General features: G+C 63.9%; 20 protein-coding genes and 1 other RNA gene. 20 read left to right on the top strand and 1 reads right to left on the bottom strand.

Annotated features, from left to right (window positions below; genetic code table 11):
* Nucleotides 1–90: 90 nt before the first annotated feature.
* The 19 genes from rsmI (at nt 91) to lpxC (ending at nt 20,347) form a co-directional block, all read left to right on the top strand.
* Nucleotides 91–921: a 16S rRNA (cytidine(1402)-2'-O)-methyltransferase gene (gene rsmI / locus AB5I84_RS10760; protein ID WP_369455859.1), complete on the top strand. Its 831-nt coding sequence runs from the start codon at nt 91–93 to the stop codon at nt 919–921.
* A 50-nt stretch (nt 922–971) separates the two neighbouring features.
* An RNA gene (gene rnpB, locus AB5I84_RS10755) (RNase P RNA component class A) lies at nt 972–1,330 on the top strand.
* Between the two features lie 123 nt (nt 1,331–1,453).
* Nucleotides 1,454–2,221: a class I SAM-dependent DNA methyltransferase gene (locus AB5I84_RS10750; protein ID WP_369455858.1), complete on the top strand. Its 768-nt coding sequence runs from the start codon at nt 1,454–1,456 to the stop codon at nt 2,219–2,221.
* 381 nt (nt 2,222–2,602) lie between these two features.
* Nucleotides 2,603–3,082: a division/cell wall cluster transcriptional repressor MraZ gene (gene mraZ, locus AB5I84_RS10745; protein WP_369455857.1), complete on the top strand. Its 480-nt coding sequence runs from the start codon at nt 2,603–2,605 to the stop codon at nt 3,080–3,082.
* 27 nt (nt 3,083–3,109) lie between these two features.
* Nucleotides 3,110–4,036, top strand: a complete 927-nt coding sequence (gene rsmH, locus AB5I84_RS10740; protein WP_369455856.1) for a 16S rRNA (cytosine(1402)-N(4))-methyltransferase RsmH — start codon at nt 3,110–3,112, stop codon at nt 4,034–4,036.
* Nucleotides 4,036–4,326 (top strand): cell division protein FtsL, encoded by a 291-nt coding sequence (gene ftsL / locus AB5I84_RS10735; RefSeq protein WP_369455855.1) that lies wholly within the window; start codon nt 4,036–4,038, stop codon nt 4,324–4,326. Before rsmH ends, ftsL begins: the two co-directional genes overlap by 1 nt.
* Nucleotides 4,323–6,053: a peptidoglycan D,D-transpeptidase FtsI family protein gene (locus AB5I84_RS10730; protein WP_369455854.1), complete on the top strand. Its 1,731-nt coding sequence runs from the start codon at nt 4,323–4,325 to the stop codon at nt 6,051–6,053. The genes ftsL and AB5I84_RS10730 overlap by 4 nt, the downstream gene beginning before the upstream one ends.
* Before the next feature lie 2 nt (nt 6,054–6,055).
* Entirely contained in the window at nt 6,056–7,525 is a 1,470-nt protein-coding gene (locus AB5I84_RS10725) for a UDP-N-acetylmuramoyl-L-alanyl-D-glutamate--2,6-diaminopimelate ligase (RefSeq protein ID WP_369456084.1), read from the top strand.
* The gene (locus tag AB5I84_RS10720; RefSeq protein ID WP_369455853.1) at nt 7,522–8,871 is read left to right on the top strand and encodes a UDP-N-acetylmuramoyl-tripeptide--D-alanyl-D-alanine ligase; all 1,350 of its coding nucleotides are present in this window, start codon (nt 7,522–7,524) and stop codon (nt 8,869–8,871) included. The genes AB5I84_RS10725 and AB5I84_RS10720 overlap by 4 nt, the downstream gene beginning before the upstream one ends.
* The gene (gene mraY, locus AB5I84_RS10715; protein WP_369455852.1) at nt 8,871–9,953 is read left to right on the top strand and encodes a phospho-N-acetylmuramoyl-pentapeptide-transferase; all 1,083 of its coding nucleotides are present in this window, start codon (nt 8,871–8,873) and stop codon (nt 9,951–9,953) included. Before AB5I84_RS10720 ends, mraY begins: the two co-directional genes overlap by 1 nt.
* Nucleotides 9,954–9,970: 17 nt before the next feature.
* Nucleotides 9,971–11,302, top strand: coding sequence for a UDP-N-acetylmuramoyl-L-alanine--D-glutamate ligase (gene murD, locus AB5I84_RS10710; protein ID WP_369455851.1), 1,332 nt, complete (start codon nt 9,971–9,973; stop codon nt 11,300–11,302).
* Complete coding sequence (gene ftsW, locus AB5I84_RS10705) at nt 11,292–12,458, top strand: putative lipid II flippase FtsW (protein ID WP_369455850.1); 1,167 nt, start codon at nt 11,292–11,294, stop codon at nt 12,456–12,458. Before murD ends, ftsW begins: the two co-directional genes overlap by 11 nt.
* Nucleotides 12,455–13,531: an undecaprenyldiphospho-muramoylpentapeptide beta-N-acetylglucosaminyltransferase gene (gene murG / locus AB5I84_RS10700; RefSeq protein ID WP_369455849.1), complete on the top strand. Its 1,077-nt coding sequence runs from the start codon at nt 12,455–12,457 to the stop codon at nt 13,529–13,531. The genes ftsW and murG overlap by 4 nt, the downstream gene beginning before the upstream one ends.
* Nucleotides 13,532–13,544: 13 nt before the next feature.
* Nucleotides 13,545–14,963: a UDP-N-acetylmuramate--L-alanine ligase gene (murC, locus tag AB5I84_RS10695; protein ID WP_369456083.1), complete on the top strand. Its 1,419-nt coding sequence runs from the start codon at nt 13,545–13,547 to the stop codon at nt 14,961–14,963.
* Between the two features lie 20 nt (nt 14,964–14,983).
* Nucleotides 14,984–15,883 carry a D-alanine--D-alanine ligase gene (locus AB5I84_RS10690; RefSeq protein WP_369456082.1) on the top strand — a complete coding sequence of 300 codons (900 nt, stop codon included), beginning with the start codon at nt 14,984–14,986 and terminating at the stop codon, nt 15,881–15,883.
* Nucleotides 15,876–16,706 (top strand): cell division protein FtsQ/DivIB, encoded by an 831-nt coding sequence (locus tag AB5I84_RS10685; protein WP_369455848.1) that lies wholly within the window; start codon nt 15,876–15,878, stop codon nt 16,704–16,706. Before AB5I84_RS10690 ends, AB5I84_RS10685 begins: the two co-directional genes overlap by 8 nt.
* 2 nt (nt 16,707–16,708) lie before the next feature.
* Nucleotides 16,709–17,944 (top strand): cell division protein FtsA, encoded by a 1,236-nt coding sequence (gene ftsA, locus AB5I84_RS10680; RefSeq protein WP_369455847.1) that lies wholly within the window; start codon nt 16,709–16,711, stop codon nt 17,942–17,944.
* Nucleotides 17,945–18,059: 115 nt separating this feature from the next.
* Entirely contained in the window at nt 18,060–19,241 is a 1,182-nt protein-coding gene (gene ftsZ / locus AB5I84_RS10675) for a cell division protein FtsZ (protein ID WP_369455846.1), read from the top strand.
* A gap of 191 nt (nt 19,242–19,432) precedes the next feature.
* Nucleotides 19,433–20,347 carry a UDP-3-O-acyl-N-acetylglucosamine deacetylase gene (gene lpxC, locus AB5I84_RS10670; RefSeq protein WP_369455845.1) on the top strand — a complete coding sequence of 305 codons (915 nt, stop codon included), beginning with the start codon at nt 19,433–19,435 and terminating at the stop codon, nt 20,345–20,347.
* A 145-nt stretch (nt 20,348–20,492) separates the two neighbouring features.
* Here the strand turns inward: lpxC and AB5I84_RS10665 are convergent, their stop codons facing one another.
* Nucleotides 20,493–20,927, bottom strand: a complete 435-nt coding sequence (locus AB5I84_RS10665) for a hypothetical protein (RefSeq protein ID WP_369455844.1) — start codon at nt 20,925–20,927, stop codon at nt 20,493–20,495.
* Between the two features lie 101 nt (nt 20,928–21,028).
* On the opposite strand from AB5I84_RS10665, the gene AB5I84_RS10660 reads away from it, so the two are divergent.
* The gene (locus tag AB5I84_RS10660; RefSeq protein ID WP_369455843.1) at nt 21,029–21,961 is read left to right on the top strand and encodes a M23 family metallopeptidase; all 933 of its coding nucleotides are present in this window, start codon (nt 21,029–21,031) and stop codon (nt 21,959–21,961) included.
* The last annotated feature ends 151 nt before the right edge of the window (nt 21,962–22,112 follow it).

The raw sequence follows: 22,112 nt of genomic DNA, 5'->3' as shown, positions 1-22,112 counted from the left end.
AACGAAGCCGCTATTGTAGGCGCTTCATCACGCCCCCACCACCAAGCCCCTGCGGGGCCGGTCACCATTTCACAAAGCAGGCGCAGTTCCATGTCTGGCACCCTTTATGTGGTTAGCACTCCGATTGGTCATCTCGAAGACATCACCCAGCGCGCGCTGCGGATCCTCGGCGAGGTGGCGGTGGTGGCAGCGGAAGATACCCGGCGCAGCGGCCAGCTGCTGGACAGTCTTGGCATATCGGCGCGGCTGCTGAGTTGCCATGACCATAATGAAGGCGAGCGGGTCGGTCAGTTCCTTAACCTGCTTGGTGAGGGCCAATCGATCGCCTTGGTATCGGATGCCGGTACCCCGTTGGTGTCCGATCCCGGTTACCGGCTAGTGCGTGCCTGCCAAGATGCCGGTGTGCCGGTGGTACCGGTGCCGGGTGCCAGTGCGGTGCTGGCGGCATTGGCGGTCGCTGGGCAGCCCACCGACCGATTTCTGTTCGAAGGCTTCCTGCCTTCCAAGGGCGCAGCGCGTGAGCAAGCCGTGCGCGCGGTACTGGCCCAGACCGCCACCACCGTGCTGTTCGAGGCTCCGCACCGGCTATTGGCCCTGCTCGAGGCGTTGGAGCGTGCCGGCGGCGGTGAGCGTGAAATTACTCTCTGCCGTGAACTCACCAAGCATTTCGAGACAGTGCTGCGCATGACGGTGTCGGCATTGCGTGCACGAGTGGCCGAGGATGCCGACCAACAGCGCGGTGAAGTGGTGCTGGTGCTGTCTGGCGCTCCAGCAGCTGACGTCGATGATGCTGATTTGGCGCGGCTGGCTCCGCTGCTGTTGGCGGAGATGCCGGTGTCGCGCGTGGCCAAGTTGCTCGCTGCTTACAGCGGTCGTAAGCGCCAGGAACTGTATGCGTGGCTGGAAACGCTGACACCTTAATGCTGACAAAGGCGCTGGGCGTCAGCGCTGCAAGCGTCTACACTGCGCCGCGAACCAACCAGACAGTCGCTGGCCCGTATGGGCTGGAGGAAAGTCCGGGCTCCACAGGGCAGGGTGCCAGGTAACGCCTGGGGGCCGTTCTGGTGACGGAACGGCTACGGAAAGTGCCGCAGAGAACATACCGCCGATGGCCTTCGGGCACAGGTAAGGGTGAAAAGGTGCGGTAAGAGCGCACCGCGCGGCTGGCAACAGTCGTGGCAGGGTAAACCCCACCCGGAGCAAGACCAAATAGGGTTCCAATGGCGCGGCCCGCGCTGGAACCGGGTAGGTCGCTAGAGGCCTGCGGCGACGCAGGTCCCAGATGAATGACTGTCCACGACAGAACCCGGCTTATCGGTTGGTTCACCTTCTTCCTAACGCCGCGCAACAGTGCCGACACCGGCGCTGTCGCGGGGTGAGTCTCGGCAGGCGCTTTTGCACCGAGGCTGGCGTACCATGCGCGCCCCGTTGCGCACCGCCGAGTCCGCCTGCCATGCCCAGCCCTCTCTATGCCGACCTGTCCGGCTATTACGATCTGATGTGTGATGGCATCGACTATGCCGCTCAGTGCGCGCAGGCGCTGCGGGTGCTATCAGTATTCGGCGAATCTGGCGGGCACGCATGCCTGGATCTGGCCTGCGGCACCGGCCGCCATCTGGCGCTGTTGCATCAGGCTGGCATGGCCTGCAGCGGGCTCGATTACAGCGCTGCGATGTTGGCGCAAGCTGCGCAACGCTGCCCAGAGGCGCGGCTATTATGTGCTGATTTCAGCGGCTTGCAGGCTGATACCGAGTACGACCTGATTACCTGTTTTCTCTACTCCCTGCACTACAGCCATCCGGTCAGCGCGCTGCGTGACACCTTGGCGCGGCTCTATCGGGCGCTGCGCCCGGGCGGCGTGCTGCTATTCGACTGCGTCGATATGCGTGGCATCGATGGGCGCGATGCTGTGAGTGAGGCCCGCTGCGCGGAGGGCGAGTTGCGCTTCCGCTCCGGTTGGCGCTATGGCGGCAGCGGCGAAACCTTGACCTTGGCCGTGCAGATCGAGCTGCAGTCCGCACGGCAGCCGCTGCAGCAGTGGCAGGAGGCGCATGCCATGACCGCACTGACCTTCCCGCAGTTGGCGTTGTGGCTAGCTGCCGTCGGCTTCGAGGTGGAGTGGCTGGAGCGGGATTTTGAGGTGCTGCTGCCGCTGCGGGCCAACCGCTACAACGCGCTGTGTGTGGCGCGCCGACCGTCGACCGACATTCACAGCAAGTGAGGTCTCACTAACGCTGTGATGAAGGTCAAAAGTCGGTGTCCGCTGGGGGTTATATTCCCTAGTGGTCTGTTTTACAAATTGTTAATTCCAAATAAGTCTAATAGTTAAAGTGATCCCTGAGCTGAGCCGCTCAGCCGCCTGATTCCCCTGTGTCGGGGCTGGCGATAGCCCTCGATAGCGCCCCGGTTTATCCCCTAAATCACTGATTCATAAACCCTTTCTTTTACATTGGCACTACATGCTCTGCTTGACTTTGAAATTGCCAGAGCCCTAGAGTGTCGCAAAGTGGAGAAAAGTGGGGTCAAGTGGGAAATCTGGCGCGTTAGGGCCCAAAAACGCGACGGATGTACCTGACCGATACGTTCTCCACCGGCCGAGTGGATGGATCCAGTACAAGCGGGGTATTTCATCGTGTTCAGCGGGCGCACCGCCCTCAATGTCGACGCCAAGGGGCGTCTGGCGATTCCTACCCGTCACCGCGACGCACTCATGCGTTCCTGCGGCGGACAGGTGGTGCTGACACATCACCCCTACGACTCCTGCTTGTCCCTTTACCCCGAACAACAGTGGCAGGACGTGGCACGTCAAGTGGCGTCCTTGTCCGACGCTGAGCCGGTGGTGCGCTATCTGAAGCGGCGCTTCCTCGGTCAGGCGGTGGAGCTGGAGCTGGACGGCAGTGGCCGCATCCTGATTCCCACTGAACTGCGTGAACTGGTGGCGTTGGATAAGCGCGCCATGTTGGTGGGCCAAATCCACCGTTTCGAAATCTGGAGTGACACCGCTTGGCAGGCGGAGCAGGAGCAGTACAGCCAGATCGATCTCACAGCGATGCCCGAAAGTGTGCAGAAGCTGTCGTTTTAACTGGCCTGCAGCGACCTGGAAGCAGAGATGACGCAACCCGAGCAGTACGTGCACCAGCCGGTAATGCTGGATGAGGTGATGCAGATGTGGCCCACCGAACGTGATGGCTTCTACATCGATGGCACCTTCGGCCGCGGCGGCCACAGCCGGGCGCTGCTGGCGTGGCTGGGCCCTCAGGGCCGGCTGGCCGGCATTGATCGCGACCCGCAGGCGGTCGCCACCGCAGAAGCGCTCGCCGCCGAGGACGAGCGCTTTTCGATTCATGCGGGCCGGTTTGATTGCCTGCCTGACGTGGTGGCGGCGGTGGGCCGGCCACTAACCGGCATCCTGCTCGATCTGGGCGTGTCGTCGCCGCAGTTGGACGACCCGGCGCGCGGCTTCAGTTTCCTGCGCGATGGGCCGCTGGACATGCGCATGGACCCGAGCCGTGGCGAGAGCGCAGCCGAGTGGCTGGCGCGAGCCGAAGAGCACGACATCGCCAACGTGCTCTACCGCTACGGCGAAGAGAAACGCTCGCGGGCGATTGCCCGCCGCATCGTGGCTGAACGTGAGCGCCAGCCGCTGGACACCACCTTGGCGCTGGCTGGCCTGATTGAATCAGTGCTGGGCCGCGGGCAGCCGGGTAAGCACCCAGCTACCCGCAGCTTCCAAGCCATCCGCATCCACGTGAACCAAGAACTGGAGGCGTTGGAGCAGGTGCTGGAGCAGGCGCAGGCCTGCCTTGCGCCCGGTGGCCGACTGGCGGTGATCAGCTTCCATTCGCTGGAAGACCGCCAAGTGAAGTTGTTCCTGCGCGATGCCGAAGGCCGGCGGCCGCAGCCGCGCGGCCTGCCGTTGCCGCCACAGCCGGTGTTGATGCGCAGTCTTGGCAAGGCGCGGTTGGCAGGTGCCGATGAAATTGCCCGCAACCCACGCTCCCGCAGTGCGGTGTTGCGGGTGGCGGAGAAAGTGTAATGGCAGCCCCCGGCCGCAGTGCTGGCCCCAGCCTGTTGGTCTGGCTGGTGGTGGTGGCGGCACTGGTGGTGTCGGCGCTGTGGGTGAGCTACAGCGTGCATCGCGTGCGCAGCCTCACCAATGCCTCCCAGGAATTGCAGCGCGAGCGTGACCGCCTGCATACCGAGTGGGGGCAATTGCTGTTGGAGCAAAGCACCTGGGGGTCATTCACCCGGGTTGAGCGTCTGGCCCGTGAGCGGCTGGACATGAAGCAACCGAGCGCAGCAGAGAGAGTGGTGGTGCATCCATGAGTGGCGCCCGTCGAGTCAGCAAGAAACAGCCGCAGCCGGGGTTCAGCCCGCGGCGGCTGTATGTTGTGCTCGCGTTACTGGGGCTGTGCGGCCTCGGCCTGGCTGCCCGGGCGGTGGATTTGCAAGTGCTCGATCACAGTTTCTTGGCGCGGCAGGGCGACCTGCGCAACCTCCGCATCGAGCCGCTGGCCGCCCATCGTGGCGTCATCACTGACCGCGCCGGCCGGCCGCTGGCGGTGAGTACGCCGGTGCGCACGCTGTGGGCCAACCCGCGCGAAGTGCTGGCGTCACCAGACGCTTGGAACCGTCTCGCCAACAACCCGGTGCTCAATACCCGCACGCTGTCGCAACGGGTCAATGCCCACCCGGAACGTGAATTCATTTATCTGGCGCGCCATTTGCCGCCGGAGCAGGCGCAGCAGGTGCTGGATCAGAAAGTGCCGGGCATCTACGCGCTGACCGAATACCGCCGGTACTACCCGGCGGCGGAAGTGGTCAGCCATTTGGTCGGCTTCACCAACATCGATGACGTCGGCCAGGAAGGCATGGAGCTGTCCATGGAGCGCCGCCTGCGTGGCGAACCGGGCCGCAAGCGCGTGGTGCGTGATCTGCACAACCGCGTGATCCAAGACATCGAGGTGCTTGACGAGGCCCGTCCCGGCGAAGACCTGGCGCTGAGCATCGACCTGCGGCTGCAGTACATCGCTTACCGCGAACTGTTGTCAGCAGTGCAGGAATACAATGCCGCCGGCGGCAGTGCCGTGGTGCTGGACGCCCACACCGGCGAAGTGCTGGCGATGGTCAACCAGCCGTCGTTCAACCCTAACAACCGCGCCGGTGTGCGGTTGTCGGCGCTGCGTAACCGTGCCATCACTGATGTGTTCGAACCGGCCTCCACCATCAAGCCAATTACGGTGGCGGCGGCGCTGGAATCTGGTTTGGTGCAAGCCGATGCCAGGGTGAACACCCATCCCGGCACGTTGCGAGTGGCCAACAAGACCATCCGTGATCACCGTGACTACGGCATCATCGACATCACCACCATCCTCACCAAATCCTCCAACGTGGGTGTGGCCAAGTTGGCGCTGGAGATGGATCAGCAATTGCTGCCGGGCTACATGTCCGAGTTTGGTTTTGGCGAGCCCACCGGTATCCCATTCCCCGGCGAGAGCAGCGGCTTGCTGCCGATCCGTCAGCGCTGGCGCGATATCGAAACCGCTACCTTGTCCTACGGTTACGGCGTGTCGGTGACGGCGCTGCAGCTGGCGCGTGCCTACGGTGTGCTGGCCAACGGCGGTGTGCGGCTACCGGTGTCGTTGGAGCGTCTCGACAGCGCGCCGGAAGGCGTGCGCGTGATCAGCGAGCACAACGCCAACCAGCTGGTGACAATGCTGGAAACAGTGATTTCCGAAGTCGGCACCGCGCGCCGCGCCAAGGTGGCCGGCTACCGCGTGGCGGGCAAAACCGGCACCGCGCACAAGCTCACTGCGGCGGGCTACGCCGAAGACCGTTATGTGGCGGTGTTTGCCGGGCTGGCGCCGGCCGATAACCCGCGCGTGGTGACGGTGGTGGTGGTGGATGATCCCCAGGGTGCCTACTACGGCGGCTTGGTGGCGGCGCCGGTGTTCGGCCGCATCATGGAAGGGGTGCTGCGCACCCTGAACGTAGAGCCGGATCAGCCGGCGGGCCAGTACGCCAGCATGGTGCTGAGCGGGGAGGCGCGCTGATGGTGCTGCGACTCGATGCCCTATTGCCCCATTACCCGCTGCCGGCCTCATTGGCCGGCATGCGCGTGGCGCGGCTCTGCCTCGACAGCCGCCAGGTACAAGCCGGCGATGTCTTCGTGGCGCTGCAAGGCACCCGTGAAGATGGTCGTCGTTATGTGGCGGATGCCATCGCCAACGGCGCGGCACTGGTGTTGACCGATGCCGAGCGTGATCACTGGCGCCAGCAGGATGGTGTGCCGATGGTTGGCGTGCGTGCGCTGCGCGCCCAGTTGGGTGAACTGGCCGCACGGCTGTACGGCCATCCGGGCAGTGAACTGCAGGTGATCGGTATCACCGGCACTAACGGTAAGACCAGCTGCAGCTGGTTCCTCGCCGATGCCCTCAATGCCCTTGGCCGCCGTGCGGCGCTGATGGGCACCCTCGGCGTGCGCTATGACGGCGAGCTGGTGGACCTCGGCCACACCACCCCCGATCCGATCACCTTGCAGGCCGCGTTGGGCCGCTGCCGTGAGCAGGGCGCCAAGACAGTGGTGATGGAAGTGTCTTCCCACGCATTGGACCAGCACCGGCTGGCGGGCACCCCGGTATCGGTGGCGGTGTTCACCAATCTCACCCGTGATCACTTGGACTACCACGGCGACATGGCCAGTTATCTGGCGGCCAAGCGCCGGCTGTTCGAGCGCCCGGAACTGCAACTGGCGGTATTCAACGACGACGACCCGGCCAGCGCCGAACTGCGCGGCGCGCTGCTGCCGGGCTGCAAGGTAGTGAGCTTTGGCCACGGCGTCGGCGCTGATCTGCGTGTGGCGCAGGTCACCCGTGACACCCAGGGTTTGCGTGGCGAACTGCAGTGCGGCGAACGCCGCTGGCGGTTCGCGCTGCCGCTGTTCGGCGGCTTCAACCTCGACAATTTGATGGCGGTGGCGGCGGTGCTGGTCGGGCTTGGCGCCACCGATGAAGAACTGATGACCGCGCTGGCCGCGGTGACGCCGGTGCCCGGCCGTATGGAGCCGGTGGGTTCGCAGCCGCAGGTGCTGGTGGACTATGCCCATACTCCAGATGGCCTTGAGAAAGCGCTCACCGCCGCACGCCAACATTTCAGCGGTCGGCTGTGGTGTGTGGTGGGCTGCGGCGGCAACCGCGATCACGGCAAGCGTCCGCTGATGGCCGCGGTGGCGGAGCGCCTCGCTGATTGCGTGGTGTTGACCAGTGACAACCCGCGCGATGAAGCGCCGGCCGCCATTCTGCAGGACATGGCGCAGGGCTTGGCAACGGCCGAGCGCGCCTGGGTGATTGAAGACCGTGCCGAGGCCATTGCGCGGGTGATCGCCGAAGCCACCGTGGACGACGTGGTGCTGATCGCCGGCAAAGGCCACGAGCGCTGGCAAGAGGTGGCCGGCCAACGGCTGCCGTTTGACGATCGCGAGCACGCCCGCGCAGCGCTGCAGCAGCGCGCCGGAGGTGCCGCATGATGACCTTGGCGCAAGTAGCGACTTGGACTGGCGGCACCTTGTTGGGCGGCGATTGCCTGCTCAATGGCGTCAGCACTGACACCCGCACCTTGCAACCGGGAGAGCTGTTCGTGGCGTTGCGCGGCGAACGCTTTGACGGCCACAGCATGTTGGCCGCAGCCCGTGCCGCCGGAGCCCGCGCGGTGTTGGTGGAGCAGGAACAAACCGAATTCGAACACGCGGTGTGGGTCAGCGACAGCCGCCAAGGGCTGGGCCGACTGGCCGCCGGCTGGGCCGCCCAGTTCGCGCCGCCGACGGTGGCGGTCACCGGCAATGCCGGCAAAACCACGGTGAAAGAAATGATCGCCTGCATGCTCGGCGACGACACCTTGGCCACCCAAGGCAACCTCAACAACGACATCGGTGTGCCGCTGACCTTGCTGCGTATGGGGCCGCGTCATCGCGCGGCGGTGATTGAACTGGGCGCCAGCGGCCCTGGTGAGATCGCTTGGACCAGCGCACTGGTGCGGCCACAGGTGGCGCTGATCACCAACGTCACCGGCGCCCATCTGGCCGGCTTTGGTTCGATGGATGGCATCGCCGCCGCGAAAGCTGAAATCTTCAGCGGCATGGCCGCCGGCGGCCATGCAGTGATCAACCTTGATGACGGCTACGCCGACCGTTTCAGCCGTGCAGCTCAGGATGCCAGTTTGCACTGCAGCACGGTGTCGGTCAGCGATACTGCGGCCGATTTCTACGCCAGCGACGTTAACGTCGACGAACACGGCGTGGCGTTCGTGCTGCACCACCAGGGCGACGCGTTGCCGGTGCAGTTGCCGCTGCAAGGCGCGCACCAGGTCAGCAACGCGCTGATGGCCGCCGCTGCCGTGGTGGCACTGGATCGGCCACTGGCTGCAGCACTGGCGCGCTTGCGCCAACTGGCGCCGGTGCCGGGTCGGGTGCAGCGACAACGCTGCCTCGGCGGCACGCTGATTGATGACAGCTACAACGCTAACCCCGGTTCGGTGCGAGCAGCGATGGCGCTGCTGATGCAGTGCCCGGCGCCACGTGCGCTGGTACTGGGCGCCATCGGTGAGCTTGGCGAGCAGTCCGACGCACTGCATCGCGCGCTCGGCGAAGACGCCCGCGCATTGGGCATCGACCAGTGCATCGCGGTGCATCCGGGCGCCCGTCCAGTGGCAGCCGGCTTTGGCGGCACGGCGGTGGCGACTGATCAACACCAGCAGGCGGCGGATCTCGCCGCTGCTGTATTGCGGGACGGGGGAAGCGTCCTGGTCAAAGGATCTCGCAGCGCGCGTATGGACGTGGTGACCGCGCTGCTTCAAGGCATGGGAGAAACCCGCTGATGTTGCTGTGGCTGGCCGAGTACCTGACCCAGTTTCACCCCGGCTTCCTGGTGGTGCAGTACATCACCTTGCGCGCCATTTTCAGTGTGCTCACGGCGCTGGTGTTCTGCTTCGTGGTGGGTCCGGTAATGATCGACCGGCTGCGTTTCTATCAAGTGGGGCAGGCGATCCGCAGCGACGGCCCGCAGAGCCATCTGAGCAAAGCCGGCACGCCGACCATGGGTGGCGTGATGATCTTGGTGGCGATTGGCATTGCCACCTTGCTGTGGGCTGACCTGGAAAACCGTTTCGTGTGGATCACGCTCGGCGTGATGGTGGTGTTCGGCGCGGTGGGCTGGGTCGACGACTGGCGCAAGGTGGTGGAAAAGAATCCGCGCGGGCTGCCGGCACGTTGGAAGTACTTCTGGCAATCAGTGGGCGCCATTGCGGCGGCGTTGGCGTTGTACTACACCGCGCAAAGCCCGGCCGAAACCCAGTTGATCGTGCCATTCTTCAAGAATGTGGCGATCAACCTCGGCCTGTTCTATCTGGTGCTGACTTATTTCGTCATCAACGGCACCAGTAACGCGGTCAACCTGACTGACGGCCTCGATGGCCTCGCCATCATGCCCACCGTGTTGGTGGCCGGCGCGCTGGGGGTATTCGCCTATGTGAGCGGTCACACCCAGTTTGCTACCTACCTGCATATCCCCTATGTGGCCGGCAGCGGTGAGCTGGTGGTGATTGCCGCCGCCATTTGCGGCGCTGGTCTTGGTTTCCTGTGGTTTAACGCCTACCCGGCACAGGTGTTCATGGGCGATGTCGGCGCGCTGGCACTGGGTGCAGTGCTGGGCGTCATGGCGGTGATCGTCCGTCAGGAGATTGTGCTGTTCATCATGGGCGGTGTGTTCGTGATGGAAACCGTTTCGGTGATGTTGCAGGTGGGCTCGTTCAAGCTCACCGGGCGACGCATTTTCCGCATGGCGCCGATTCACCACCACTTCGAACTGAAGGGCTGGCCGGAGCCGAAGATCATTGTGCGGTTTTGGATCATCACTTTGATCCTGGTTCTGGTGGGTCTGGCGACCCTCAAAATTCGGTAACAGTAGGACAACGCGGCGTGGCGAAAGAAGCCTTCGATCTGGTCATCGGCCTGGGAGTCAGCGGGCAAAGCGTAGTGCGCTATCTCAGCGCGCAGCGCATGCCGGTGCGTGCGCTGGACACCCGCGCTGCGCCGCCGTCGCTGGCCGACTGGCGCGACCAGTATCCGCGTGTGCCGCTGCACCTCGGCAGCTTGCGTGAGGACTGGTTGGAGCAAGCCAGCCGCTTGATCGTCAGCCCGGGTGTCGCGCTGGCGACGCCCGCCATTGCCCGCCACGCGGCGGCCGGCAAAGAAGTGATTGGCGACATCGAGTTGTTTGCCCGTGCCGCCAACGCACCGATTGCTGCCATCACGGGTTCCAATGCCAAGAGCACGGTGACGACGCTGCTGGGTGAAATGGCGCGCGCCGCCGGTGTCAGCATGGGCGTCGGCGGTAACCTCGGCACCCCGGCGCTGGATCTGCTGTTGGACGCGCCGTCGCTGTACGCGCTGGAGCTGTCCAGTTTCCAACTGGAAACCACCTACAGCCTCAACGCTCAGGTGGCGGTGATTTTGAATATTTCTGAAGACCACATGGACCGCTACCGCACGCTGGCCGATTACATTGCCGCCAAGCAACGCGTGTATGACGGCTGTGATCTGGCGGTATGGAACCGCGATGACGACGCCACCCGGCCGCAGCGCTCGGTGCGCCGTCAGTTGTCGTTCGGTTTCCATCCGCAGGCGGATTACCGCATTGATCTCGACGCCGGCGTACTGCGGGTGCGTGGCGAACCGGTGCTGGAGCTGGCATCACTGGCACTGCGCGGCCACCACAATGCCCTCAACGTGGCGGCGGCGTTGGCGCTGGCGGAAGGGCTGGGGCTTGATCTAGCCGCGGCAATCAGCGCTGCGCGTCTGTTCCGTGGCCTGCCGCACCGCTGCGAGCTGGTAGCCGAGCAGGGCGGCGTGCAGTGGTTCAACGATTCCAAGGGCACCAACGTCGGCGCCACGCTGGCGGCTTTGAACGGGATCGGCCCGGCGCTTGACGGCAAGGTGATCCTGATCGCCGGTGGCCAAGGCAAGGGCCAGGATTTCGCGCCGCTGGCGGCGGTGGCTGAGCGCCATGTGCGCCATGCGTTGCTGCTCGGTGAAGACCGCGTACAGGTGGCCGCCGGCCTCGGCGCGGTGAGTCATTCCGAGGTGGCCGACATGGCCGCTGCGGTGCGTGCTGCGGCGGCACTAGCTCAGCCGGGCGATGCCGTGCTGCTGTCGCCAGCTTGCGCCAGTTTTGATTTGTATCCGGGCGGCTATGTGGCCCGCGGCGAGGATTTTGTGCGTCAGGTGCAGGAGGTGCTGCATGCGCGCTGATGCCCAGCTGCTGCGTCCGCAGCCCCGCCAGATCGATATGCCGCTGCTGTGCGCAGTGCTGGCGTTGGCGCTGCTCGGCTTCGTGATGGTGTCGTCGGCCTCGCTGCAAATCGCCGAAACCCGGCTCGGCTCACCGTTCCACTATGCACTCCGCCATGGCTTCTACCTGGCAGCGGCGGCGTTGACCGGTGTGCTGGTGTACCTGCTGGTGCCGGTGGACCGGCTGGAAAAAGTGCGCGTGTTCGCGCTGCCCTGTGCAGTGTTCGTGCTGCTGCTGGTATTCATTCCTGGCCTCGGTCGTTCGGTGAATGGCTCGCTGCGCTGGATTGCACTGCCGGGCATGACAGTACAGACCTCGGAAATCGCCAAGATCTGTTTTGTGGTGTACCTGGCCGGCTATGTATCGCTGCGCCGTCAGGAATTGCTCGGCACCTGGAAAGGATTCCTGATCCCGCTCGGCGTGCTCGGCGCCATGGCGCTGCTGCTGCTAGCGCAGCCGGACTTCGGCGCCACCGTGGTGATGGGCACCGCGTGCATGGGCATGCTGTTCCTCGCCGGGGTGCCGGCACGACGCTTCTTCCTGTTGGCGGGTGGTGTGCTGGCGCTCGGGGCGCTGATTGCGGTGGCGCAGCCTTACCGGGTGGCGCGACTGATGTCGTTCCTTGATCCGTGGGCCGACCAGTACGGTAGCGGCTACCAGCTCACCCAGAGTCTGATCGCGTTCGGCCGCGGCCACTGGTTCGGCGTCGGCCTCGGCAACAGCGTGCAGAAACTGTTCTACCTGCCGGAAGCACACACCGACTTTGTTTACGCCGTGATGGCGGAAGAACTCGGTTTGCTCGGCAACCTGACCATGATGGCGCTGTTCGCGCTGGTGATTTACCGGGTGTTCCGCATCGGTGGCCGGCTGGAACATCGTGGTTGGTTCTTCCAGGCGCAGGTGGTGTATGGCATCGGCTTCATTGTCGCCACCCAAGCGTTGATCAACCTCGGTGTGAACATGGGCGTGCTGCCCACCAAAGGGCTGACGCTGCCGTTCATCAGCTATGGCGGCAGCAGCTTGCTGGTGTCCGCAGCGATGGTGGCGTTGGTGCTGCGTGCCGGCAGCGATCTGCAGCGCTATGAAGGGCGTGAGCGCGGGAGGATGCGGGCATGAGCGCGAAAACGGTGCTGATGATGGCCGGTGGTACCGGCGGCCATGTGTTCCCGGCGCTGAGCGTGGCGGAGCTGCTGCAGGCGCGTGGCTACAAGGTGGAATGGTTGGGCGCTGAGCAGGGCATCGAAAACCGCTTGGTGCCGGCCGCCGGTTTGACGCTGCATGCGTTGAAGGTGCGTGGTGTGCGTGGCGGTGGCCTGGTGCGCAAGTTGGCGATGCCGCTGCAGCTGCTGCGTGCCGTGCTCGCCGCGCGTCAGGTGCTGCGCAGCACTGACGCCAAGCTGGCTGTCGGCTTCGGCGGTTTTGCCAGCGGCCCGGGTGGCCTTGCCGCCCGCCTCAGCGGAGTGCCGCTGCTGATTCACGAGCAGAACGCGGTGCCGGGGCTGACCAACCGGGTGCTGGCGCGCGCTGCCACCCAGGTGTTGGAAGCCTTCGATGGTGCTTTCCCGGCTGGCGCGGCCACTGCGGTCGGCAACCCGGTGCGACAGAGCATTGCCAGCCTGCCGGTGCCGGCCCAACGCTATGGTGAGCGCGACGGCGCCCTGCGTGTGCTAGTGCTGGGCGGTAGCCAAGGCGCTTTGGCGCTCAACCGACAGCTGCCGGCGGTGTTGGCGCAGTTGTTCGAGCGCGAGCCGGTGATCATTCGTCACCAAGCCGGGCGTGGGCGCCGCGAAGAAGCCGAGCGCGCTTACCAAACCGCCGGGCTGCATGCCGCGGTGGATGAATTTATTGATGACATGGCGGCCGCCTACGGCTGGGCGGATCTGGTGATCTGCCGCGCTGGCGCCTCCACCGTGTCGGAAGTGGCGGCTGCGGGTGTGGCCGCCGTATTCGTACCGCTGCCGTCGGCAGTGGACGACCACCAGACTCACAACGCCCGTTGGCTGGTGTCCCGTGACGCGGCCGTGATGGTGGCGCAGCAGGACCTCAGTGCTGCCACCTTGCAGCAGCGCCTCGCTGGGCGATTGCAGCGTACGGCATTGGCTGAACTGGCCACCGCTGCCCGCGCCCAAGCGCAGGCGCACAGCGCCGAGCGGGTGGCGGACCTCTGCGAGGAGGTGCTGCGTGACTGAACAGGAATTGGACATGACCACCGAACAAGATTGCAGCGCCAACGGCGTGCCGGCCATGCGGCGCATCCGTCGTATTCATTTCGTCGGCATCGGCGGTGCCGGCATGTGCGGCATTGCTGAAGTGCTCAGCAACCAAGGTTACTGCGTGAGCGGGTCTGACCTGCGTGACTCGCCGGTGGTGCAACGGCTGCGCGATATCGGCGCACGCGTTGATATCGGTCATGCCGCCGAAAATATCCAAGACGCAGATGTGGTGGTGATTTCGTCCGCTGTCAGCGCCGATAACGCCGAAGTGGTGGCTGCTAAGGCACAGCGCATTCCAGTGGTGCCGCGTGCGCAGATGCTGGCGGAGCTGATGCGTTTCCGCCACGGCATTGCCGTGGCCGGTACCCATGGCAAAACCACCACCACCTCGATGATTGCTTCGATCATGGCGGAGGCGGGCATGGACCCGACCTTCGTCATCGGCGGCAAGCTGACCAGCGCCGGCACCAATGCCCAGCTCGGCCAGAGCCGCTACTTGATTGCCGAAGCGGACGAATCCGACGCCTCGTTCCTGCATTTGCAGCCGATGGCGGCCATCGTCACCAACATCGACGCCGATCACATGCACACCTACGGCGGCGATTTCAGTTTGCTGGAAAATACCTTCGTCGATTTCTTACACAACCTGCCGTTCTACGGACTGGCGGTGATGTGCATCGACGATCCGGTGGTGCGCCGGCTGCTGCCGCGCGTGCACCGCCAGGTGGTGTGCTACGGCTTCTCCAAAGACGCCGACATTCGCGCCGAGATCCTGCACCAGGAAGGCATGCACACCCGCTTCCGCGTGCTGCGCAGCGGTGCGGCGCCGCTGGACATCACCATCGGCCTGCCGGGTCGCCATAACGTGCTTAACGCGCTGGCGGCGCTGGCGGTGTGTGCGGACGAAGGCGCCTCCGATGAAGCCATCGTGCGTGGGCTGGAAAGCTTCCGTGGCGTCGGGCGCCGCTTCGATGTGCTGGGTGATTACCGTGGCGCGATGCTGGTGGATGACTACGGCCACCATCCGCGCGAAGTGAAAGCCACGGTGGAAGCGATCCGTGCCGGCTGGCCGGAGCGGCGCATCGTGATGCTGTTCCAACCGCACCGTTACACCCGCACCCGCGATCTGTACGACGACTTCGTAGAGGTGCTGTCCGGCGTCGATGCGCTGCTGATGCTGGAGGTCTACAGCGCCGGTGAAGAACCGATCCCGGGCGCTGACAGCCGTGCGCTGTGCCGCAGCATCCGCCAGCGCGGTGATGTAGATCCGATCCTCGTTGACGACGCCGCCAAATTGCCGGCGTTGCTGGAAAAAATGATTCAAGACGGTGACCTGCTGCTGACCCAGGGCGCCGGCAATATCAGCACTATTGCGCGCCAGTTGGCGTCGGAAGGAGAACAAGCGTGACCCAAGCCCGTGAGTCCTTGATGCAACGCCTGGCCACGGTGGGCCGGGTGGCGGTATTGGCCGGGGGCCATTCCGCTGAGCGTCCAGTGTCGCTGAAAAGCGGCGCGGCGGTGCTCAACGCATTGCAGGAGCTGGGTTTAGACGCGCATGGATTCGATCCGGCCGAGCAAGACGTGCAGGGTCTAGCGCAGTTCGACCGCGTGTTCATCGCCCTGCATGGCCGTGGCGGTGAAGACGGTGTGATCCAGGGCGTGCTCGAGTACCTCAAAGTGCCCTACACCGGCAGCGGCGTGATGGCCTCCGCGCTGGCGATGGACAAGGTGCGCACCAAACTGCTGTGGCGCGCGCTCGGCCTGCCGACCCCGGAATTTGCCGTCGCCGGTGAGGACATCGGCCGGCTGCCGTTCCCGCTGATGGTGAAACCGGCGCGGGAAGGATCGTCGATCGGCATGTGCAAAGTGGACGACGCTGCCGGTCTGGCCGCCGCCATCGAAGCGGCGCAGTCCTTTGATACCGATGTGCTGGTGGAAACTTGGATGTCTGGTGCCGAGTTCACCGTGGGCATTCTGGGTGATCAAGTGCTGCCGTCGATCCGCTTGGAAACGCCGAACAGTTTTTATGACTACGACGCCAAGTACCGGCTGGAAACCACCCGCTACCACTGCCCGAGCGGTCTGCCGGCGCAGCAGGAACAAGCGCTGCAGGCATTGGCACTGCGTGCATTCCAAGTGGTGGGCTGCCAGGGCTGGGGCCGCGTCGACGTGATGCAGGACGCCGACGGCAACTTCCAGTTGCTGGAAGTGAACACGGCGCCGGGCATGACCGACCACTCGCTGGTGCCGATGGCGGCGAAAGCAGTGGGGCTCGGTTTTGCAGAGCTGGTGGGCGAAATCCTGCTCACCGCCAGCTGCCATGGCTAAGGCGCCGGCGCGGCGTCCGGCCCGCGGTGCGGTTCCGCGCCGTGCGCCGAAACCGCCGCGCACGCTGAAACTGCCGAAGCTGTCGCTGGCAGTGTGGTTGCAGCGGCTGCGCCGAGCACTGCCCTGGCTGCTGATGAGCGCCGCAGTGGTGGCGGTGATGGGGTTAGTGATCTACCTGCCGCGCACGCTGGATTTCTTCCCGCTGCAGCAGGTGCGGGTCGACGGTGTGCAAGATGAACGGCGATTGCAGGAGGTGCGCATGGCAGTGACCTCGGAAGTCAGCGGCGACAACTTCTTCTCGGTGTCGCTCAGTGACCTGCACGACGAAATTCGCGCGCTGACCTGGGTGTCCCGGGTGGAAGTGCAGCGCCAATGGCCGGGCCGTATCGAGATTCGCGTCAGTGAGCGGGTGCCGGTGGCGGTGTGGAATGACGATCAACTGGTGGCGAGCAATGGCGAGCCGTTCACCGGCATGGACAAATACGATGTGGAGCCGTTGCCGCGTTTGACCGGCCCCCATCAGCGGCTCACCGATGTAATGGAGTACTACCACTCCATGAGCCGCATTCTCCAGGACGCCGGCCTGGCAGTGCGCAGCATCCGCGTGGATGCACGGCTGACCGCGCGGTTGGAACTGGATAATGGCGTGATCCTGGTGGTGGATCGCGACCACTACGCACAGAAGCTGCGGCGCTTCGTGCAGTTGTATCAGAACGTGCTGGAGGCGGATTCACGCACTCTGGCCAAAGTGGACCTCCGCTATGCCGATGGCATGGCGGTGACCTGGGCCGGCAGCGGCCCGGATCGCAACAAGAGAGTTTGACCATGGCGAGTACAGCACAAGAACGCATGATCGTTGGCCTGGATATTGGTACCTCCAAGGTGGTGGCCATTGTCGGCCAGGTGAATGCCGATGGCGCCATGGAGATCATCGGCATCGGTTCGCAGCCGTCGCGCGGTATGAAGAAAGGCGTGGTGGTGGATATCGAGGCCACCGTGCGCTCGATCCAGCGCGCGGTGGAAGAAGCCGAGTTGATGTCCGGCTCCCACGTGCACTCGGTCTACGTCGGCATTGCCGGCAGCCATGTGCGCAGCCTCAACAGCCACGGCATCGTTGCCATTCGCGATCGTGAAGTGCTGCACGCCGACATTGACCGCGTGATCGACGCAGCGCAGGCGGTCGCGATCCCGGCCGACCAGAAAACGTTGCACGTGCTGCCGCAGGAATACGTGGTCGACGCGCAAGAAGGAGTGCGCGAGCCGGTGGGCATGAGTGGCGTGCGCCTGGAAGCAAAAGTGCATTTGGTCACCTGCGCGGTAAATGCCGCGCAAAACATCGAAAAGTGCGTGCGACGCTGCGGCTTGGAAGTGGACGACATCATTCTCGAGCAGCTGGCGTCGGCCTATTCGGTGCTGACCGAAGATGAGCGCGAGCTGGGCGTGTGCATGGTGGACATCGGCGGCGGCACCACCGACATCGCCATTTTCACCGAAGGCGCCATCCGCCATACCGCCAACATTCCGATTGCCGGCGATCAGGTGACCAACGACATCGCTATGGCGCTGCGCACGCCGAAGCAGTACGCCGAAGAGATCAAGATCAAGTACGCCTGCGCGTTGACCCAGCTGGCCGGCGCCGAAGAAACCATCAAGGTGCCGTCGGTGGGCGAACGGCCGCCACGTACCCTCAGCCGCCAGAACTTGGCGGAAGTGGTGGAGCCGCGTTACGACGAATTGTTCACGCTGATCCAGGCCGAACTGCGCCGCAGCGGTTTTGAAGACCTGATCCCGGGCGGCATCGTGTTGACCGGCGGTTCTTCAAAGATCGAAGGGGCGGTGGACTTGGCCGAAGAAATTTTCCACATGCCGGTACGGCTCGGTTCGCCGCAAGGCGTGGCCGGGCTGACCGACGTGGTGCGTAACCCGGTGTATGCCACCGCGGTGGGCCTGCTGTTGTACGGCCAGCGCATGGAGCAAGACGGTCGCGCCGCGCGCAAAGAACAGGGCGGTGATGTGGATCTAATGAGCCGCTTGAAGAGCTGGTTCAAAGGCAATTTCTGATCGCAGTGGCGATCGGCTGACCGGCAGCGGTCAGCACACAGCGTTTCGTGCGGAGCAGGGCGCTGCGCAGAAACATTTTCAACGACACAGGGAAGCAACAAACGGGAGATCTGCCATGCAATTCAAACTCGAAGACAGCGTACCTCATGGTGCCGTCATTAAAGTGGTGGGCGTCGGTGGTGGTGGCGGCAACGCCGTGGACCACATGGTGCACTCCAATGTAGAAGGCGTGGATTTCATTTGCGCCAACACGGATGCGCAAGCACTGCGTAATTCCATGGCCAAAGCGGTGATCCAGCTGGGCAACCAGGTCACCAAGGGCCTTGGCGCCGGCGCCAACCCGGAAGTGGGTCGTCAGTCTGCCATCGAAGATCGTGATCGCATTGCCGAGCTGCTCGACGGTGCCGACATGGTGTTCGTGACGGCGGGCATGGGCGGTGGCACCGGCACCGGTGCGGCACCGATCGTGGCCGAAGTGGCGCGTGAAATGGGCATTCTGACGGTGGCGGTGGTGACCAAACCGTTCCCGTTCGAAGGCCGCAAGCGCATGAAAATTGCGGAAGAGGGCATCAAGCAGCTGCGTGAACACGTGGATTCCTTGATCACCATTCCGAACGAAAAACTGCAAGCGGTACTGGGCGGCAACACCAGCCTGCTGGACGCCTTCAAGGCGGCCAACGACGTACTGCAAGGCGCGGTGAAGGGCATCGCTGACCTGATCGTCAAGCCGGGCATGATCAACGTCGACTTCGCCGACGTGCGTACCGTGATGTCGGAAATGGGCATGGCGATGATGGGCTCCGGCACCGCTCGTGGTGACGGCCGCGCTGAAACTGCCGCTCAGGCTGCGATTTCCAGCCCGCTGCTGGAAGACATCGACCTGCGCGGTGCCCGTGGTCTGCTGGTGAACATCACCGCCAGCGAGTCCATCTCGCTGCATGAGTTCACCACCGTCGGTGACGTGATCCAAGAGCTGGCCTCTGACGATGCCAACGTCATCATCGGCACCGCTATTAACCCGGATATGGGCGATGAGCTGACCGTCACCGTGGTGGCCACCGGTCTGGGCGCCATGGAAGAAATCAAGCCGGTGCGTCCGGTAGCGGTACCGAAACAAGCCGACGGTCGCCCCAACTATGGCGAACTGGAGCGTCCTGCTTACGGCCGCGCCAACCGTGGCGCCGCGCAAGCGCAAAGCAGCGAAATCCGCCGCAACGCGCAGACTGCGGTCAATGCGGCAGCGGAAGATCTGGATTACATCGATATCCCGACTTTCCTGCGTCGCCAGGCGGACTGAGCATTCCCGGCTCCCGTTCCTGTGTCGCGGCGCCGGGCTGAGGCCCGGCGCCGATAGGCGCCTTGTATGGGACGGATGGAGAGTGGCCGCATGGTGCGGCAGAGGCAGCTCTGCTAGCATCGCGCCCAGATGAATTGTTCAGCCCCCGGTGCCTGCTTCGCGCAGGTGCTGTTGCAAAAGCGATCCGATCGATGATCAAACAGCGCACGCTAAAAAACGTTATCCGGGCCACCGGCATCGGCCTGCACACCGGTGAAAAGGTTTACCTCACCGTGCGTCCGGCGCCGATCGACACCGGCATTATCTTCCGCCGCGTCGACCTCGACCCGGTGGTGGAAATCGAAGCGGATGCGGAAAACGTCGGCGAAACCACGCTTTCTTCCACGCTGGTCAAAGATGGCGTGAAAGTCGGCACAGTGGAGCATTTCCTGTCGGCCATGGCGGGCCTCGGCATCGACAACGCCTACGTGGAACTGTCCGCGCCGGAGTTGCCGATCATGGATGGCAGCGCCGGTCCGTTTGTGTTTCTGCTCCAATCTGCCGGCATTGAAGAACAGCCGGCGGCGAAGAAATTTATTCGCATCAAAAAGCCGGTGACCATTACCGATGGCGACAAGAGCGCCACCTTCCTGCCGTTCGACGGCTTCAAGGTGACCTTCAGCATTGAGTTCGACCATCCGGTGTTTGCCAACCGTACCCAGCACGCCAGCATCGATTTTTCCTCTACCTCGTTTGTGAAGGAAGTAGCGCGGGCACGCACTTTCGGTTTCATGCGTGACATCGAATACCTGCGTTCGCAGAACTTGGCTCTGGGCGGCAGCGTCGATAACGCCATCGTGGTGGACGAGCATCGCATCCTCAACGAAGACGGCCTGCGCTACGAAGACGAGTTCGTGAAGCACAAAATGCTGGATGCCATCGGCGACTTGTACCTGCTCGGCAGCAGTTTGGTGGGCGAGTTTGTTGGCCACAAGTCCGGCCACGCCCTGAACAACCAATTGCTGCGCAAGTTGCGTCAGGAAACCGACGCTTGGGAAGTGGTGACGTTTGAGGACGCGTCCACCGCACCGATTTCATATATGAAGCCGGTGTTGGCAGCGGAATAATGCTGTTGTCCTTGCGTGTGCGGGTGGTGCCCTGACCCCTGCGCGCGGTGTCGTTGAAACGCCGCTTGGTCTCCCGCCGAGCGGCGCTCTTTTTTTATTTTTCCTGTTCAGCGGCGAGCAGGGGAACCCGGTGTAAACAACGGGGTCACTGAGAGGCGCGGCTGGCCAAGCGCCGTAAGGCGGCACTGAGATCCGGGTCGCTGACGGCGTCGGCAGTGGCACTGAGCATGGACGCAGCATCCGCGCTCAGCACCCGCTCCACCGTGGCCTCGGCGGCGGGAAGTGGGCGCGGGGTTTCGATGCGGGCCACCCGCACTTTCCATTCCTGCGCACCCTGTTCACGAGCCAGGCGCGGGGCATGGAATCGCAACATCTGCGCCACGGCATTATTTTCGGCCAGCAACAGCAGCACGCCGTCTTCTATCAGCGCATGCGTGCGCGCGGACAGCGCCGGTGGCAATGACAGCACCGGGGTGGCGGCCGGTTCATCAAACCGATGGGCCCGATCCTTGATCTGGCGCAGGTTCTGATGCCGGGAGAAAAATAGACTGATCGACGCAGGGCCGATTGCCTTGCTCATGATTGTTACCTACCATTGGCCGACCGCTAATGTAATAAACTATAAAAACAAAATTTAGTTGTTGTAATTCAATGGGTTAATAAAAGAGAGCCGGCGGAAACATGAACATCATAGTGCTCAACGGACGCGGTCACCAGTCGCGTCTGCTCCGTATTCCGCGTTATCTGCCTGTTGCCTTGTTGTCGTTGCTGCTAGTAGTGCCGGTGCTGTTGGGCGCCGGAACCTACTACGCCATGTACCACTGGGGCGAACCAGTGCTGGATCAGCGCATGACCGCACGGTGGCAGGACGAACTGGAAGCGCAACGCGGAACCTTGTCAGAAATCAATCAGCGCGCAGAAGAAGAGCTGCGTGCGTTCACCCTGCGGCTGGCGGACATGCAAGCCCGGGTGCTGCGCCTGGATGCCCTGGGCGAGCGGCTGGTCGATGTGGCCGGCATCCATTCCGATGAATTCGATTTCAGCACCCCAGCCGCCGTGGGTGGCCCGGAACTGCCTGATGAGCGCTCGGTGGCTTACACCGCGCCCACTTTCGCTGAAGCCCTGACCGATCTGGCGGTCACCCTCGATCGCCGTGAGCAACAGTTGTCGATCCTCGAGCGCTTGATGGACAGCAAGCGCCTTGCTGAGCGTACCGAGTTGTCCGGCCGACCGATCACCATGGGTTGGTTGTCATCCCGCTTTGGCCAGCGCACCGACCCGTTCAGTGGCCGGCTGACCACCCACCGTGGGGTCGATTTTGCGGCTAAGGAAGGGTCCGATGTGGTCGCCACTGGCGGCGGCGTGGTCACCTACGCCGGCCAGCGTTGGGGCTACGGCAACCTGATCGAGATCAACCACGGCAATGGCTTTGCCACCCGCTACGCCCATATCAAAGACATCCATGTCACCAACGGCGATATCGTGCGCGCCGGTGATGTGATTGCCACGGTCGGCTCCACCGGCCGCTCCACCGGGCCCCATGTGCACTATGAAGTGCTCAAGAACGGCCAACAGGTCAATCCTGCGCCCTATATCGCCCGCGCACGGCGCTGATGCCGTGGCTGCGGGGCTGCCGCCGCTGATCGCGGCAGCAGTCCGCCGGGCCGAAAGTGTGCCATCGCTTGGCACCACAGGCCTTGAACCGTACTCTTATGGCCCCATGATCGACGGAGCGCCTCACCCGGATGGGGTGATGGCCGACGCG

The organism is Alcanivorax sp. REN37, from assembly GCF_041102775.1.
Classification (GTDB): Bacteria; Pseudomonadota; Gammaproteobacteria; order Pseudomonadales; family Alcanivoracaceae; genus Isoalcanivorax; species Isoalcanivorax beigongshangi.
Note: the sequence above shows the minus strand (reverse complement) of the source record. Positions and strands in the feature narration are given on the sequence as shown.